This is a genomic window from Paenibacillus phytorum, from assembly GCF_013141715.1.
GTDB classification, from domain to species: domain Bacteria; phylum Bacillota; class Bacilli; order Paenibacillales; family NBRC-103111; genus Paenibacillus_E; species Paenibacillus_E phytorum.
Window position 1 is genome coordinate 1 of record NZ_WHOA01000120.1, and the last position, 15,751, is coordinate 15,751.

General features: G+C 46.1%; 15 protein-coding genes and 1 pseudogene. 14 read left to right on the top strand and 2 right to left on the bottom strand.

All coding sequences use genetic code 11. From position 1 onward, the window contains the following. The coding region (locus GC098_RS17845; RefSeq protein ID WP_171644489.1) for an ABC transporter ATP-binding protein at positions 1-312 on the top strand (312 nt) is incomplete at its 5' end. A gap of 156 nt (positions 313-468) precedes the next feature. On the opposite strand, the gene GC098_RS17850 is transcribed toward GC098_RS17845, so the two are convergent. Beyond that, positions 469-1,188 carry an IS6 family transposase gene (locus GC098_RS17850; RefSeq protein WP_376773898.1) on the bottom strand — a complete coding sequence of 240 codons (720 nt, stop codon included), beginning with the start codon at positions 1,186-1,188 and terminating at the stop codon, positions 469-471. Between the two features lie 55 nt (positions 1,189-1,243). After that, positions 1,244-2,449 (bottom strand): ROK family transcriptional regulator, encoded by a 1,206-nt coding sequence (locus tag GC098_RS17855; RefSeq protein ID WP_171644510.1) that lies wholly within the window; start codon positions 2,447-2,449, stop codon positions 1,244-1,246. A gap of 227 nt (positions 2,450-2,676) precedes the next feature. Here GC098_RS17855 and GC098_RS17860 point away from each other — a divergent pair, with 227 nt between their 5' ends. The 13 genes and pseudogenes from GC098_RS17860 to sigK form a co-directional block, all read left to right on the top strand. Then, entirely contained in the window at positions 2,677-3,603 is a 927-nt protein-coding gene (locus GC098_RS17860) for a sugar phosphate isomerase/epimerase family protein (protein WP_171644491.1), read from the top strand. A 28-nt stretch (positions 3,604-3,631) separates the two neighbouring features. After that, positions 3,632-4,432, top strand: coding sequence for a sugar phosphate isomerase/epimerase family protein (locus tag GC098_RS17865; protein WP_171644493.1), 801 nt, complete (start codon positions 3,632-3,634; stop codon positions 4,430-4,432). Positions 4,433-4,475: 43 nt separating this feature from the next. Next, positions 4,476-5,441: an ABC transporter permease gene (locus GC098_RS17870; RefSeq protein ID WP_171644494.1), complete on the top strand. Its 966-nt coding sequence runs from the start codon at positions 4,476-4,478 to the stop codon at positions 5,439-5,441. 38 nt (positions 5,442-5,479) lie between these two features. Continuing rightward, on the top strand, positions 5,480-6,361 hold the full coding sequence (locus GC098_RS17875) for a carbohydrate ABC transporter permease (protein WP_171644496.1): 882 nt from the start codon (positions 5,480-5,482) through the stop codon (positions 6,359-6,361). A 31-nt stretch (positions 6,362-6,392) separates the two neighbouring features. Beyond that, on the top strand, positions 6,393-7,919 hold the full coding sequence (locus GC098_RS17880) for an extracellular solute-binding protein (RefSeq protein ID WP_216625317.1): 1,527 nt from the start codon (positions 6,393-6,395) through the stop codon (positions 7,917-7,919). A 23-nt stretch (positions 7,920-7,942) separates the two neighbouring features. Beyond that, entirely contained in the window at positions 7,943-8,977 is a 1,035-nt protein-coding gene (locus GC098_RS17885) for a Gfo/Idh/MocA family protein (RefSeq protein ID WP_171644498.1), read from the top strand. Between the two features lie 19 nt (positions 8,978-8,996). Continuing rightward, entirely contained in the window at positions 8,997-9,989 is a 993-nt protein-coding gene (locus tag GC098_RS17890) for a hydroxyacid dehydrogenase (RefSeq protein WP_171644500.1), read from the top strand. Positions 9,990-10,018: 29 nt separating this feature from the next. After that, complete coding sequence (locus GC098_RS17895; RefSeq protein WP_171644502.1) at positions 10,019-11,050, top strand: zinc-dependent alcohol dehydrogenase; 1,032 nt, start codon at positions 10,019-10,021, stop codon at positions 11,048-11,050. 199 nt (positions 11,051-11,249) lie between these two features. Beyond that, a complete protein-coding gene (locus tag GC098_RS17900; protein ID WP_171644504.1) occupies positions 11,250-12,551 on the top strand; it encodes a Gfo/Idh/MocA family protein in 1,302 nt (433 codons plus the stop codon). A 173-nt stretch (positions 12,552-12,724) separates the two neighbouring features. Then, positions 12,725-13,873 (top strand): GNAT family N-acetyltransferase, encoded by a 1,149-nt coding sequence (locus tag GC098_RS17905; RefSeq protein WP_171644506.1) that lies wholly within the window; start codon positions 12,725-12,727, stop codon positions 13,871-13,873. Between the two features lie 356 nt (positions 13,874-14,229). Next, entirely contained in the window at positions 14,230-14,442 is a 213-nt protein-coding gene (locus tag GC098_RS41645; RefSeq protein ID WP_171644514.1) for a spore germination protein, read from the top strand. A 225-nt stretch (positions 14,443-14,667) separates the two neighbouring features. Beyond that, the gene (locus GC098_RS41650) at positions 14,668-14,934 is read left to right on the top strand and encodes a GerAB/ArcD/ProY family transporter (RefSeq protein ID WP_376773899.1); all 267 of its coding nucleotides are present in this window, start codon (positions 14,668-14,670) and stop codon (positions 14,932-14,934) included. A gap of 123 nt (positions 14,935-15,057) precedes the next feature. Next, positions 15,058-15,579, top strand: a pseudogene (gene sigK / locus GC098_RS17915) (RNA polymerase sporulation sigma factor SigK); the annotation flags it as partial. Between the last annotated feature and the right edge of the window lie 172 nt (positions 15,580-15,751).

The following is a 15,751-nucleotide window of genomic DNA, read 5'->3' on the forward strand; positions in this document are numbered from 1 at the left end:
CCGCTCGTCTTACATGCACTGGAATCGGTTGATTTATTGGATCGAAAGAAGCATTTTCCATCAGAGCTATCTGGCGGGCAGCAGCAGCGTGTTGCTATTGCGCGAGCATTGGCAGGAGATCCGTCAATCATTTTGGCGGATGAGCCTACGGGAGCGTTAGATTCAAAGACAGGTGTGGAGATTTTAAACATTTTAAAGAGATTAAATGAACAAGGTCGTACGATTATTTTGATTACGCATGACTTATTGATTGCGCAGCAGGCGAAGCGGATTGTGCGGTTTCGGGATGGGCGGTTGAATGAAGTTGTTTAGAGTTTATAAGACCGGAGCTCCAAACAAGGGGTTCCGGTTTGTTTTGTTTTCTTTGATTTATTCAATGAAAAATTTCAAAAAATGAGCTGACTTGAGAAAATGGGTTGTGGTGCAAGAATTAAAAAAGATAGCAATTTCCCAATAAATTGTAATTAACTATGCCATAATACCAAATATTTTATTAAGCCATTCAACTGCAGAGAGGACAGACGAATTATTTTCGGCCTGCCCTTTCCTAATCATATACATAGCCTCGATTCCCTTTAACGTCTGTTCTGCAGTTAGAAATGATTTGAAACCAAGCATCGGTTTTGTGATTTTCTTAATGAATCGGTGATCTTGCTCCACAATGTTGTTTAGATATTTTGTCTGTCTAATCAAGATTTCTTTTGGTAGGGATTTCCGCTTTATTAACTCTTGTATTGCTGGTGGATATGCTGGATTTTTATCCAAGGTGACTATACGTGGGATTTGATTATGTGGAGAGGACAAGGCCTTTGTAAAGAAACGCTTAGCTGCCGGCATGTCCCGATTTTCAGATAACATGAAATCAATGGTTTTCCCCATAGAATCAACTGCCCGATATAGATACTTCCACTGACCTTTGACTTTGACATAGATTTCGTCAGTCCTCCAAGAATCGTTCGTAGGTTTCAAAAAGGGACGGATTCGTTTGTCGATTTCTGGTCCATATTCATGGACCCATCTCATGATCGTCGTATGGGAAATCTTTAATCCTCGCTCGCTCATCATTTCGACTAAATCTCGATAGCTTAAACTATATTTCAAATACCATCTCACCGTTAGTAAAATGATCGCCGATTCATATTGCTTCCATTTAAATAAATCCATTTTCGTTTCCAAAATAAGCTGCATCCCAATGACTTCATTATCAATTACGTTATCATGAATTAGAGCTTTGCACCACAACCTATTGAATCATGGTGTAAGAAAAATGTTTATCTAACGCAAAGTTGATCGCTCCCAGAGCGCCTCCGAGTTCGCCCAGTACAGCCGTATGCAAGGATATTCCCGAGGAAAGGGCGGGCATGGAGCGTTGGTTCATTACTTTTGTAGCTGTTTTTACATAAGTACGGCACATGCCTGGAATAAAACCGCCGAGGATGATTGCTTCTGGATTCAGTAAATTGACGAGATTAGCCAGAGCGATGCCGAGGTATGTGGCGGCATGGTTGATGACTTGCACGGCTAATTCGTCCCCTTCATCTGCCGCTTTACATACATCACGGGCTTGGAGGAGCTGGAGATCATTGCCGGGAAGCTTCTGATTCAACAAGCTGCTATCCATTCCTGACCTGAGCAGTCGACGTGCTTCCTGCTCGATGGCGGGAGCTGTGGCATACAGATGAAGGCAGCCGTTATTACCGCATGGACAAACAGGGCCATCCGGCTCCATCGTAATATGCCCCAGCTCTCCGGCCCCTCCGAATGAGCCGGAGACGAGCTGGCGATCGTTGAAGATCCCCGCCGCAATGCCAGAGCCGACACCGACATAAATCATATGCTCATAGTCTCTGCCAGAGCCAAACCTGCACTCCGCGAGTCCCCGGGCGCGGTGACGGTTCATGGCTACCGCAGGCCAGCCGGACGCTTTGGTGACCATATCCTCCATATCCACATTCGCCCAGCCCAAGTCCGCTGCGCTTTTGATCGTACCTTTCCTCGTGTCCACTAAACCAGGTACACTTAGGCCGATCATTTGAATAAGCTCTTTTTCTGCTCCTTTGGCAGTGTCGGAGATATGCTCGATCAGCGCTTGAACTGCGGATTCGGGACGAGGCGAGCTTACTGGAATTTTAGTCATATGCAAGACATTCCCTAGTAAGTCAAACTTGCATAGGGTCCAAATCTGATTATCCAGGTCGGCGCCTATTATAGCGTGTGATCCAGGTACGAGCTCCAAAGCAATCGCGGGACGGCCGCCTGTAGACGGTGCTTTCTCCGTTTCCTGGACAAGGTTGCATTCAATCAGTTCTGAGATTGTTGACGAAATTGTCGCGCGGCTTAAATCGGTAATCTTAGTCAATTGAATACGAGGCATGGAACCGTGCTTGCGCAGTGCTTGGATAATGCTCGTTTTACTGCCTTTTTGATCGCTTTTATTAGAAATTATCATAAGCTTCACCATCACTGTCTCATTTTGTACGCCTATTGGGTATGCAACGATATCTACTATTAATTTAGTGAAAAATAGAACAAAGATCAAGTGAATATTAGTATTATTCCTACTTCGAGGAGATTTATTTGGGTTACTTTCGCAACTTAATTTAGATATTGACAAAAGTATGAGAATTCCATTATGATATCCATGTGAAATGAAAGCGCTATTATGGAGGGGACGTTATGAAAGCAACGATTGTACTTGGCGGGAATATGTACGATGATTCCACCATCGAGCACTTTTTGAAGGATGCTGCTGCTATTGGTTATCAGGGAGTCGAGATCCGTGGGGTTGGCGAACTGAAGGATGGCTATATCCCAGAAGAAAGGGCGCAGCAAATTAAGGCGATGCTGGAGAGCTACAAGCTCATTCCAACGAATCTTTCTTTATTTGCAGGGGGATTTGCATGTAACTCTGATGATGAGAATGAAGAAGAAGTTTTAAAGTGGGCACGCTACCTAGACTTTGCCTCTACGATTGGCTGCGGCATGATGAGGCTGAACCCGGGATTTATTCATTCGGATGAAGTGTCGGCAGAGGACTATGCCAAAGCAGTCCGCTTGTTCCAGCGGTGTGCCGATATGGCAAGCGAACGCAATATTCGTGCTGTCATCGAGATGCACCACGGCACACTTTGCGATACGGCAGATGCATCGATTGCATTTATTGAAAGCGTAGGGCGCAGCAATGTCGGGCTTATTCTCGATCCTGTCAACTTATATCAAGTACCGACCGAATACGGTATTTCGACGATTGAACGTTTGAAGCCCTATCTGTTCAATATCCATGTTAAAGATATTATTCAACTGAAAGGCAAGCAATATCCATGGGCATTTGGTTACAACGATTATGTACCGCATATTGGCAAGTATCATCGGGTAGTTCCCAAGACGAGCATGGAGGAAGAGCGCTATTTTTGCCATCGTCTGATCAACCAGGGTGGAATTGACTGGTACGAGGTGTTTAGAGGCTTGGAGCAGATCGGATATAGTGGTTATCTCACTATTGAAAGCGTCAGTAAGCAGGGTTCGGATCTGCCTGTTCATACTGTCCTTGCCCAACAATGCTACACGGATTTACAGTATTTGCTTCAAACCATGAATGTATAAAGCAAATACTAAAGGAGAGTACAGTGAAATGATAAATGCGGATAAACCCATTTCATTCTCATTATTCGTCAAGCATTGGAAGGACCTTCCGGTGTCGAAACTGGGTGAGTTTGTAAAATGTGTCGGCTTCGATGGCATTGAGCTTCCGATTCGCGCCGGCTTTCATGTCGAACCAGCTACCGCACAGCAAACGCTCCCAGCCTTAGCGGCACAACTCGCCGAGCAGGACGTCCGCATTTTCAGCGTCGCGGCTCCAGCCGATGAATCGATATTCGCCGCATGTCAAGCAGCTGGAGTTCCGCTTATCCGAATCATGGTTGATATCGATCCGGATGGCTATAAAGCGACGGAGGAAAGGATGAAGCGAAAGCTGGAGAAGCTCGCTCCACTTTGTGAGCAATATGGCGTAAAAATTGGTGTCCAACAGCATAATGGCAAGTATATCAACGATTCCAATGGAATTATGCGTTTAATGGAGAATATCAGCTGCGAGTATGTCGGCGTCGTCTGGGATGCCGCGCATGATGCTCTTGCCGGGCAGCAGCCGGAATATGGACTTGAGATCGTCAAGACTCATCTCGCAATGGTGAATTTGAAGAATGGCTTTTTCGTCCGCAATAACGGTCCCGAAGCCGAAACGGCGGAATGGAGATGTCACTATACGACCGGCAGGCACGGAATGGCGCATTGGCCGCGAATTGTCCGCTCTTTGAGAGATCGAAGCTATAGCGGGGTTGTATGCTTAACGGCAGAATATACGGATCTGGTAAACAAGGATCGTTACATCGCCGAAGACTTTGCTTATGCGAAGTCACTATGGAACGAATAGCAAAACCTGAACGTTGATCAGATTAGCAAAGGAGGTGCAAATGATGGCAGCTCAAAATGAAATGCATGTAACCAATTTAGCTCGATCTGCACCTAAGAGCAGATTCAAGCATGTGATCTACAATCTCAGAAGAGATAAATTTCTGTATGCATTAATCGCTCCCGGCGTGTTATTTTTCCTGATTTTTAAATACGTTCCGATGTGGGGCATCGTCATCGCCTTTCAAGACTATTCCCCCTATCAAGGTGTCATGGGAAGCGAGTGGGTCGGCCTTGAGCATTTTATCCGCTTCTTTTCCAATCCGGATTTTTACTTGCTGTTCCGTAATACGCTGGCAATCAGCGTGTTGAATCTCATCTTCTTTTTCCCGCTGCCGATCGTATTGTCATTGCTGTTGAATGAGCTTCGTAACGCTGTTTACAAAAAGTGGATTCAATCCATTGTCTACATGCCGCATTTTTTATCATGGGTAATTATTGCGGGGGTATCGTTCCTGTTACTATCGCAGTCGTCGGGTATTTTCAACAAAATGCTGGTGAGTTTGGGATTTGCCAAGTACGACTTTTTGACCAATGAGAATAATTTTTGGGCGCTGTTGACGATACAAAATATTTGGAAAGAAACAGGTTGGGGGACAATTATTTTCCTTGCCGCAATTGCGGGTGTAGATCCCCAACTTTATGAAGCAGCAAAAATGGACGGGGCGAACCGTCTTCGCCAAGCATGGCACGTTACGCTTCCTGCAATCCGCAGTGTGATCGTCGTGTTGTTCATCTTAAGGCTCGGCCACATCATGGATGTAGGTTTCGAGCAAGTGTTCCTGATGATGAATGGGGCCGTGTCCAACGTCGCAGATGTATTTGAAACTTATGTTTACCGGCTTGGTATTCAACAAGGCCAATTCAGTTTTAGCACAGCTGTCGGCTTATTCAAATCAGTCATCGGGTTCATTCTGGTTATTTCAGCGAATAAGTTGGCGAAACGGTTCGGCGAAGAAGGGGTTTATTAATCAGGGTTTACTAATCACTTGGTAATGGGGTGAGATGAATGAAGAGAAGTCTAGGCGCCCGTCTATTCGATACGGCAAACGTGATACTTTTGTGTATGATAGCTATAATTACACTTTTTCCACTTTACTATGTATTTGTTGTATCTTTTACCGATCCAGTCGAGTACATCCAGAAGCAGGGATTCATTTTATTTCCGACAAAATGGAGTTTCGATTCTTACAAGTATTTGTTATCTACATCAGCCTTTAAGAACGCAACATTGGTGAGCGGCTTTCTGGCTACTGTCGGAACGGCATTAAGCCTCGTGATCACGGCAGCGCTTGCCTATGGATTGTCACGCAAACGGTTGATGGGGCGCAGAATTTTAATGCTCATGATTTTGATTACACTCTTATTCAGCCCGGGACTAATTCCGCCTTACTTGCTTGTTCGCGATCTGGGCCTGATCAATAGTATATGGTCGCTAATCATACCGGTGTTGACTAGCGGGTGGTATGTCCTTCTGATGAAAAGCTTCTTCGATAGCATTCCAGTGGAGCTGGAGGAGTCAGCAGTGATTGATGGATCGACCGATATCGGCGTATTTTTCAAGATCGTCCTGCCTTTGTCGCTGCCTGCGCTTGCCGCTTTCGGATTATTTTACGCTGTCGCTTATTGGAACACCTTTTTTAGTGCGGTATTGTACATCAATGATCATGGCAAATGGCCGCTGCAGCTCGTACTTCGCAACATGCTGATTGACTCATCCACACAAGCAGGGGGATCGGCGGCTGCCGGAATGATGGCGGAACAAAATATCCCTGCCGAAACTTTAAAAATGGCTGCGGTCGTAATTGCAACGGTTCCGATCCTATGTGTTTATCCGTTCCTGCAAAAGCATTTTGCCAAAGGTGTAATGCTAGGCTCAGTGAAAGGATAATCATTTTTGCAAGAATATGAGGAGGGTTCATATGAGGGGTAAGAAAAGTGTGACAAAATGCAGTTTTGTGCCAACGTCAGTGACGATCATGTTACTCACATCGATGCTTTCAGCTTGCTCTGGGGCAGATAGTTCCCAAGGAGCAAATGGTGCCGCGAAGGATGAAAAGCCGACGGAAATCAGCATTTTTACAGAGTTCAGTACGCCGGAACCTCCTGCGGCGGACAACCCGGTGACGAAGGAGTTCGAGAAACGGACGAACACGAAACTGAACATCATGTGGACCTCGTCGAATGCTTTGGCAGAAAAGCAAAACGTGCTGCTGGCTTCCGGAGACATGCCGGATCTTATGAGGATCATAGATATGAAGCAGGTGCAGGCGATCAATATGATCAAGCAAGGGGCCTTCTGGGATTTGGGGCCGTATTTGAAGGATTACAAAAACTTGTCGGCTTATCCGAAAGAAATCATGGATCGGGCGAAAGTAGATGGTAAACAGTATATGCTGCCATCCGTTCGCCCATTGCAAGGTAATACCTTCTTCAATATTCGAACTGACTGGTTGAATAACGTCGGCCTGCCGATGCCGCAAACGCTGGATGACTTCTATATCGCGCTTAAGGCTTTCGTGGACAAAGACCCGGATCGAAACGGTAAAAACGACACCTACGGCTATAACGGAAAAAATTGGAACAATATTATCGATATTTTCAACAAGAGCAACGGGAAATGGAAAGAAGTGAACGGCAAGTTGGTGGATACCGACCTGGAACCGGGAACACGAGACGGACTTGTTTATTTGAACAAGATGTTCAAGGATAAAATAATACCAGAGGACTTCTCTATCATGAAAACAACCGACTTTGAGAACATGGCGAAAGCAGGCAAAGTTGGCGTACAAAGCGACACAACGGAAGGTGTATTCCGGTCTACAGAAGGCGCACAAAAGCTGGATCCGAAGGCTGATTTCGTCGCCATGACGTATTTGGAAGGGCCTCAAGGTAAAATGGTTCTAACTGGCACCGGTTTTACCGGCTTATATGTGATCCCTAAAAAAGTTCCGGAAGCCAAAATGAAAAAGATTCTTGCATTATTGGACTACGGAGCGTCCGATGAGGGATTTGAGCTCGCTTGCTTTGGTCTCAAGGATATTCATTTCAAAGTGGTAGACGGTTTCAAAACGACGACGGAACAGGCAGTCAAAGACAGTGTATCGCAAAGCTCGTTCGGTAAAATTTTTGAAAAATACGACCCATATTTGTGGGCGTACCGTGTAGGCATGCCAAGAGAGGTGTTCGAGCGTAATAAGAAGATCGTCGATGATCGTGCAAATTACGGTGTGTCGGATGTTTCCGTCGGGTTGTTTTCCGATATCGATCTGAAAATGGGACCCGATTTCAAAAAGAAAATGGATGATATGAAAACTAAGGTTATTATGGGGAAAGAACCGATTGAGTCATGGGATGCTCTGGTGAAATCGTACAAAGCAGATGCGAACTATATGAAAATGATCGATGAGTTCAACCAAGCATACCAGGATAGAAAAAACAGTAAATAAGCTTGGAAGGAGAGGGGAATACCATGCTACCTAAATTAAGATTAGCGGTTGTCGGCCTGGGACGCGTCTCGAAGTCCCACCTCCCGGCAGTGCGGGAGCTTTCTGGCAAAATTGAGCTTACTGCGTTAGTTTCCCGCGATGCTAGCAAAGCCGAGCAGGAAGCATCGCAGTGGGAGGGAGTAAAGACCTACACTTCATATGAGGATGCGATTCATGACCCGAATATTGATGCTTTCCTGCTGCTGCTGCCTCATGATCTTCATGCTGAATATACGATCAAAGCGCTTAGAGCCGGCAAGCATGTGCTGGTCGAGAAGCCGATGGCGATGAATGTGCATGAGGCTGAGGAGATGGTTGCTGCTGCTGAAGAAAGCAAATCTGTGCTCATGATTGGACAAAGCCGCCGCTTTTTTAGTCCTGTGACCGAGTCCATTCATCGCATAAGAGCTAATGAAATCGGCAGCTTGATTAATATCAATGCGCTGCTACTGGCTCATATGGATAAGCCCGCTACGGATTGGTGGAAGGACGAATCGAAGATCGGCGGTTTTATTATCCCACTATGGGGAAGTCATATCCTGGATTATGTCATATGGGCTTATGATAAAATGCCGGTCTCGGTGTATGCGCAAGGTCATTCCAACAATCCGAATTGGAGCGGCGAGGATGAGGTAGCGATCTCGCTGAACTTCGGGGAAGGTCAAATGGCCAATCTGCTCATGTCGTTCAATGCGGGCGCTCGGGCGACAGATAAAGAAGGTTTGACGGGCAAACGGATCTGGTCGACGCAGAATAGTATCTATGATCGGTATTTGATCGGATCTAATGGCATGATGCACCTGAAAGATGAGTACGAACTAACGTTAAACGGTGAGAAGCAGGCAGAGTGCGAGCGTACGAACGCGAATTTTACGCGACAGCTTGAGGAGTTTACGGATGCGATACGCGAAAACAGGGAACCGCTTGCATCCGGGAAGGAAATCATCCGTGTGATGAAGGTCATCGATGCTTGTTTCGAATCGATGCGTACACATCAGGTGATTCCGATCCAATCCTAATAAAGAAGGGACGATAAAGATGAAAAAGAAAGCGTTGGTACTATCGCCTGAGTCGCGATTGAAGGAAGTATGTTCTGTAAAATGTCGGGCATTGTTGAATGAGCATTTCGATGTCTCTTGGAATGAAACAGGCAAAGATTATACGAAGGAAGAGCTGGCTTCCTTGGTTGGCGATACAGAGGTCATTATAACGAGTTGGGGATCGCCAAGCCTGGATGAAGATTTGCTAAACCGCGCAGTCAATCTCCGCGCTGTTGGACATGCTGCTGGAACCGTGAAACATCTCGTGCCGAAACAAATTTTTGGCCGTGGTGTGCGAGTATTCTCTGCAGCTCCCCGCATTGCCTTGAGCGTTGGTGAATTCTGCCTTGCTGCGCTGCTCACTTCCTTGCGACATTTGCCGGCTTTGGATGCTGCTGTGCGAAACGGCGGGTGGAGAGACCATGTTCAGAAGGGCAGAGAACTGACCGGAAGCACGGTAGGTATCATCTCAGCAAGCTCCACAGCCCGCATGTTTATTAAATTACTAGCACCGTTCCAAGTGAATGTGCTGGTCTATGACCCGTACTTGACTGAAGAGGCGGCAGCCGCTCTTCAGGTAACGAGGGCTACGCTAGAGGAGGTCATGAGCTGTCCAATTATTTCGGTACATGCGCCGAAAGTTCCAGCAACAGATCGGATGCTGACTCGCGAGCTGCTTGCGCGCATTCCGGATGGCGGCATCTTCATGAATTCGTCGCGCGCAGCAGTCGCCCATGAGCAGGCTTTCATGGAGGAGCTGGCAAGCGGTCGTTTCAACGCCATCCTTGACGTGTTCGAGAAGGAACCGTTGCCGGCAGACAGTCTAATGCGCAACTTACCCAACGTGCTGCTGACCCCTCATGTCGCCGGAGCTTCCGTAGAAGGTCATCTAAGTTTGATGGAAGAAGTTGTGCAGGATATCATTCGCGCTTTACATGACGATAAATGCACTTATGAAGTAAGTGAACGTATGTGGGGAATCATGGCATAAATTCCGGAAATTGAAAGGAGAATCATAACATGGTTAGAAAAATGTCTGTTCCTCCAATGGAATTGGTAGATCACGATGGTCCTGGCACCCAGATGTGCGCTGTCATGGATGCAATCGGTGAAATTAGCGTAAGACGCGCTTTAATCCCGGAACCGAAGGAAGGCGAAGTCCGGGTTAAAGTGAAATGGGTCGGTATTTGCGGTAGTGACGTTGAAGTATTCCGTGGTGCCCGCGAGCCGGAGTTTATTTCTTACCCTACAAGACTGGGTCACGAAGTGGCGGGAGTGATCGACAAGGTAGGGAAGAATGTGATCGGTGTCAAGGAAGGCGACCCTGTTGCACTTCGCTATGTCTGGGGCGCATTTGCCGAATATGTGTGCTGCACGCCTTTCTCTCTGAAAGTGCTCCCGAAGGAGCTTCCGTTAATCGAAGGCTCCTTGATCGAAGTGCTTCCCGGCATCATCCACGCTGCCGAATTGGGAGACATCTCTCCGAATAAAAACGTATTAATTACAGGTCAAGGCGTAAGCGGTCTCGTCATGACGCAAGTAGTGAGCATGTTCAGTCCGAAAAATTTGGTCGTCACCGATTTATTCGATGAGAAATTAGCGCTCGCTCGAAAATACGGGGCAACTCATACGTATAAGATGCCGCATGAACATGCCAATACAATGGATATTGTCGGCGCTGACTTTCCTGATGGTTTCGACGTTGTAATACCTTGCTTGCTGGAAGGCGACGGTATGGTTGATGCCATCAACGCCACAGCACAGAATGGACGTATTGTCATGTATGGCTGTATCGGCACTTGTCATACACCAGTCGATTTCTTTAAAGTTCATAAAAAGCGTCTGGACATATTTTCTACAGAGCCTAAGCGGGATATCGACAACCGGCGGTATTTTGATGAAGGATTACGCCTCGTATTGGACGGTTTAGTGAACACGGAAGAAATGATCACACACGTCGTTCCGCTAGCGGAAGTTGCGCGAGCATTCCAACTTAGAAATGAGCATAAAGGGTATACGATTCACGTCATGATTGACTGTGAAGTGAAATAAAAGATGTACGGAATGAGAATTTATCCGAATTAGTGAATTTCAAGATGGGATTCAAGGGTCCAGATAAACTTACTATGGTCGCTCTTGAGTCCCGCTCTATTTCTGCCTTCAAAAAGCGGGTGACTCTGATCTTACATTTGTTAAAGGTTGGAACGCGCGTAGGTGTAATAAAGAGATTGATAAATAGGGGGAATTGAGAATGAGCAACCAATTATCCGTGGATCACGAGAGACCTGTCACTGTTGTAATCGTAGGTGCCGGTCATCGCAGCTTGATTTACGCCTCATTCGCCAAGATGCATCCTGATCAAATGAAAATTGTCGGAGTTGTCGATCCGGATGTTGAGCGTAGAGCTCTTACCAAGGAGAGATTTGATCTATTAGATGAAGGTTGTTTTTCTGATATTGAGGAGCTTATAAATAAACCAAAGATAGCGGATGCCGTGATTAACGGAACGATGGACCATTTGCATGTATCCACTTCGATTCCTTTGTTAAGGGCAGGATATGACATTATGTTAGAGAAACCCATTGGCATCAACGTGGATGAAGTCTTCAATCTGTATGAAGAAGCCAAACGCCTTGGCAGAAAAGTAATGATTTGTCACGTACTGCGATATGCGCCATTCTATGCATCAATTCGTCAAAAAATAGCTGATGGCGTAATTGGCGATATTGTCAGTTTGACGACTAGCGAGAACGTCACTTACCACCATATGGCAATGGCTTATGTCAGAGGAAAATGGGGACGTTTGGATAAAGGCGGTTCTTCCATGCTCATGGCTAAAAGCTGCCACGACTTGGACGTATTAGCCTGGATGAAAGGAGACGTTCAACCGGTGAAAGTAAGCAGCTTCGGAGGTCTCCAGCAATTCCGACCTGAGAAAGCGCCTTCAGGGGCGGGCACACGCTGTCTGGTCGACTGCTCAATAGAGGACAATTGCCCTTATTCTGCGCGGAAACATTATATTGAACAGCGATTGTGGAGTGAATATGTCACCTATAATACACATTTGGGCGTTACAATAAGTGATGAGGAATTGGCTGAATCGCTTCGAACAGATAGTCCGTACGGTCGTTGCGTTTGGCGCTGCGATAATGATGTAGTCGATCATCAAACGGTAATTATGGAGTTCGCAGATGGCAGTTCTGGCACGCATGTCATGACCGGGGGCACGGCTAAACCAGGTCGTTCCATCCATATTGTGGGGACTAAAGGCGAAATTCAGGGAGAAATGGAGGAAGGATCCTATGTCATCCGACATCCCGATACTCGCAAAGGCCACATTTATTCTGAGCAGCAGATTGAGGTTGGAGTATCAGGAGATCTGCATGGCGGAGGAGACTTGCTTCTTGCCGCCGATTTCGTAAAAGTTCTGAAGGGGGCGGTGCCATCGATCTCCTCCACATCTCTGGAGAAGTCACTTCACGGGCACTTGATTGGATTCGCTGCGGACCAGTCTCGACAAGAACAAAGAACCGTTGAGATCAAGCGAGTGTAAAGTATTTGCAAATTGGAGACCATATCCCCCTCTTAAACATTGAGGGGGTGGTTAACCGTATGGCGAACGCCGGGATGCCTATTCAACCGAACGGAGTTTTTGGTATGAAAGGCTCATGAAAGTATTAGCTGATTGGAATGCCGATTTATTTTAAAGAATGAGGTGTATAGGACATGGAGGAAGTCCGTCTACTGCGTGCAAACGAATTTGAGGCAGCCGTTCGCCTTTCCGATGCTGTCTTCCGCGATGCGGAGCAAGTGTCGATGGGTAGGGCATATCCGAGTGTGTTTTCCCCTGGCTTAGGCCAGTCGTTCGGATATTTTATCGGTGACCGATTAGTGTCCTTCGCTGGTCTTGTTCCTGCACAGATCCACATCGGGCCATCCACCTTAAGCATGTATTCTATTGGTTCCGTATGTACTGATCCTGATTACACGGGCCGGGGGTATGCCGGGAAAATTTTGCGAGCAATCAAGGAGCACAGCCTGCAGGCAGGTGCTGCGCTTATTGTTGTTTCTGGGGCTGGTGGGATCTATGAGCGGTTTGGTTGTCGTCCTTTCGGCGATGTGTCATCCTTTTACATCAACGCAGCGGGCACGGATTCCATACGGAAAAATGCTTCTGCGGAACTCTTGCATTTCCGTGAGATGGCACCCGTCGATTGGTTCGAGATCGCCCGGCTTGCAGGAGAACGTCCAGTTCGTTACGGGCAAAGCTTGTGGGATTTGGCCGCTTTGATCCATGCGGAACCATTGGCGAGCAACCGAAAGCTTCATCATAAAGTATGGGTAGCCATAGAGGAGGGGCGACTCCACGGTTATGTCGTCGCATGTGTGCCTTCGGCGTCCTATTCGCAACCGCGAGGCCGTCCGACTGTTATCGAGTGGGGAGGAAGGCCTGATATCGTGGCGGCGATCATTGCATATGGGTTCGAAAGAGAACAGTTGGAAGAAATGGAAATTTGCGTACCGTGGCATGAAAATGAACTTACTTACATATTCGAGAGTTCTGGATGTGTGTATAAACGTTCCCAGATAAAAGGAACAGCGATGGTCGTTCATGTTGAAATATTAATCCGCCAGCTTGCTCCTTATTTACTGCAGAACAACGAGGCTTTCAGACATCTTCAGATTGAGACCTTGTCCGACGGAAGTAACCGGTTGTACTGGAAGGGTAAGAGTTTCACTTTCAGCGATCAGGAGATTTTGTCGTTACTATTCGATCATGATCCGAAACTTAGTATGCCGGACGATATGAAGTCGGGGATTCTTGAACTTTTCCCCGTTCCGTTTCCAAGCACCTCCGGATTGAATTACATATGATGGAGGGGTCGGGACTTATAAAAAATTGACCGTCACTCAGCTTAACATATCGGTATGCTGTGTTTTTCGACTTAGTTATATATGACCAATGGTACAGCCCCTTTGTATATAAAGAAGATTGTGGAGCAGCCTACATTCCAGCTGAAAGTGTCTATGGAGTTTTTGAAGTTAACACTATAAGCCACCAGGATCATTTATTTATCCTTGGTGGCTTTATTCGTTTTGTTCTGATTGAATCAACTATATTGTTCTGGTGCAACAATTGTGTAATCGCCTTTGATTCGTATTAATCTAAAGTCATTTAGGTAAATTATGTAATATTCATTGAAAAGAGATCTTAGGGAGAACCTTGAGATATCAAAAACAAACTAGGGAACAGCTCAGATATTATTATAAGAGGATTTTGTTCAGGAGGGCAAAACAGTGTCGAAGCAGCAATTATTTACACCTCTGGTCTGGCTGATACCGCAATAATCAATCATTTTATTATGGAACCTCTTGAACTGAATGAGACTTTCTTGACAGCAGGCTCTGCAGATGCAAAGTGGGACTCTCACTTAGTTTATTAATTTTTATCTGGGAATTAAAGTTCCAAGTCCTTTGAAATGGATTAAGAAAGTTTACAGCCCCATCTTAAAGGTCTGATCAGGTACATGAAAGTGAGAATGTGAATCGATGACAGAGAGTGAAATAATTGGAGCCAATTAATTCAAAAAAAATGTATCGTTCTTTATCATCGGTACTTCCATTATACTGCTTCCATCGAGCCTTGCCTCAGAGGCTAAACAGGATGCGTGGATCTCCTCCATTGTCGGGATGAGTGTCTGACTTCTATTGGTTTTGCTGTACACGTACTTGGCTGTCTTTATTCCGGCAGAACCTTGGTGGAACGTAGCAGAGACATATTAGGGAAGTGGTTAGGTACTTGCCTTTCTTTGTTGTTTTTTTATGTATTCCTTTATTCTGACGGCTCTTGTCTTACGAAATCTCAGCGATTTTCTAACCTCATCGATGATGCCATGGATCAGTTATTTATTAAAAGCAGACTGGAGCATGTATGAAGATCCATACCGCCCTTGCAGTTACAGCTTTGGGTTATTACGTTAAACGATAGTTTAATTCCACAGGGTTGCTAAGAAGCAACTTTTTATTTTTTATATTCAAAGTTGGGTAGAATTACGTTGCTTCGTGTCCACATCGTGAAAAAATTCGACAACACAGGAGAAGATTTGGAGGATCTGATCTCGATTGGGGCGATCGGATTGATCAAAGCGATTGAGTCGTTCTCGCCGAACAAAGGGACCAAGCTCGCGACTTTCGCGGCTCGCTGTATCGAGAACGAGATCCTTATGTATCTGCGTTCGCTTAAGAAAACGCGTAAGGATGTGTCGCTGCATGACCCCATCGGAACGGACAAAGAGGGGAATGAGATTACGTTGATCGACATCCTCGGAACGGAAGCGGACGATGTCGTGGATAAGGTTCAGCTCAAGATAGAGAAGAGCAAAATATATCGGAACTTGGAAATCTTGGACGATCGCGAGAAGGAAGTCGTCGTTGGCAGGTTTGGGCTAGAGCTTGGCGGGGAGGAGCGGACGCAGCGGGAGATTGCGAAGGAATTGGGGATTTCGCGTTCGTATGTGTCACGGATTGAGAAAAGGGCGCTCATGAAGCTGTATCATGAGTTTTATAAAGCAAAGAGGTAAGGTTACGAATCGGATACTTCAATTATTTGGACTTAGTGCAAGTAATGGAGGTGAAGGTTATGACGTTAATTCATATCGAGAATGCCAGTAAATACTATACGATGGGCGAGGAAACGATAAAAGCGTTAGATGACGTCTCTTTAGATATTGATCATGGAGAGTTCGTGGCCAT

Bases quoted from the DNA above. Each gene is read 5' to 3' on its own strand.
- GC098_RS17850 (WP_376773898.1), bottom strand. From the start codon at position 1,188: ATGCAGCTTATTTTGGAAACGAAAATGGATTTATTTAAATGGAAGCAA.
- GC098_RS17855 (WP_171644510.1), bottom strand. From the start codon at position 2,449: ATGATAATTTCTAATAAAAGCGATCAAAAAGGCAGTAAAACGAGCATT.
- GC098_RS17860 (WP_171644491.1), top strand. From the start codon at position 2,677: ATGAAAGCAACGATTGTACTTGGCGGGAATATGTACGATGATTCCACC.
- GC098_RS17865 (WP_171644493.1), top strand. From the start codon at position 3,632: ATGATAAATGCGGATAAACCCATTTCATTCTCATTATTCGTCAAGCAT.
- GC098_RS17870 (WP_171644494.1), top strand. From the start codon at position 4,476: ATGGCAGCTCAAAATGAAATGCATGTAACCAATTTAGCTCGATCTGCA.
- GC098_RS17875 (WP_171644496.1), top strand. From the start codon at position 5,480: ATGAAGAGAAGTCTAGGCGCCCGTCTATTCGATACGGCAAACGTGATA.
- GC098_RS17880 (WP_216625317.1), top strand. From the start codon at position 6,393: ATGAGGGGTAAGAAAAGTGTGACAAAATGCAGTTTTGTGCCAACGTCA.
- GC098_RS17885 (WP_171644498.1), top strand. From the start codon at position 7,943: ATGCTACCTAAATTAAGATTAGCGGTTGTCGGCCTGGGACGCGTCTCG.
- GC098_RS17890 (WP_171644500.1), top strand. From the start codon at position 8,997: ATGAAAAAGAAAGCGTTGGTACTATCGCCTGAGTCGCGATTGAAGGAA.
- GC098_RS17895 (WP_171644502.1), top strand. From the start codon at position 10,019: ATGGTTAGAAAAATGTCTGTTCCTCCAATGGAATTGGTAGATCACGAT.
- GC098_RS17900 (WP_171644504.1), top strand. From the start codon at position 11,250: ATGAGCAACCAATTATCCGTGGATCACGAGAGACCTGTCACTGTTGTA.
- GC098_RS17905 (WP_171644506.1), top strand. From the start codon at position 12,725: ATGGAGGAAGTCCGTCTACTGCGTGCAAACGAATTTGAGGCAGCCGTT.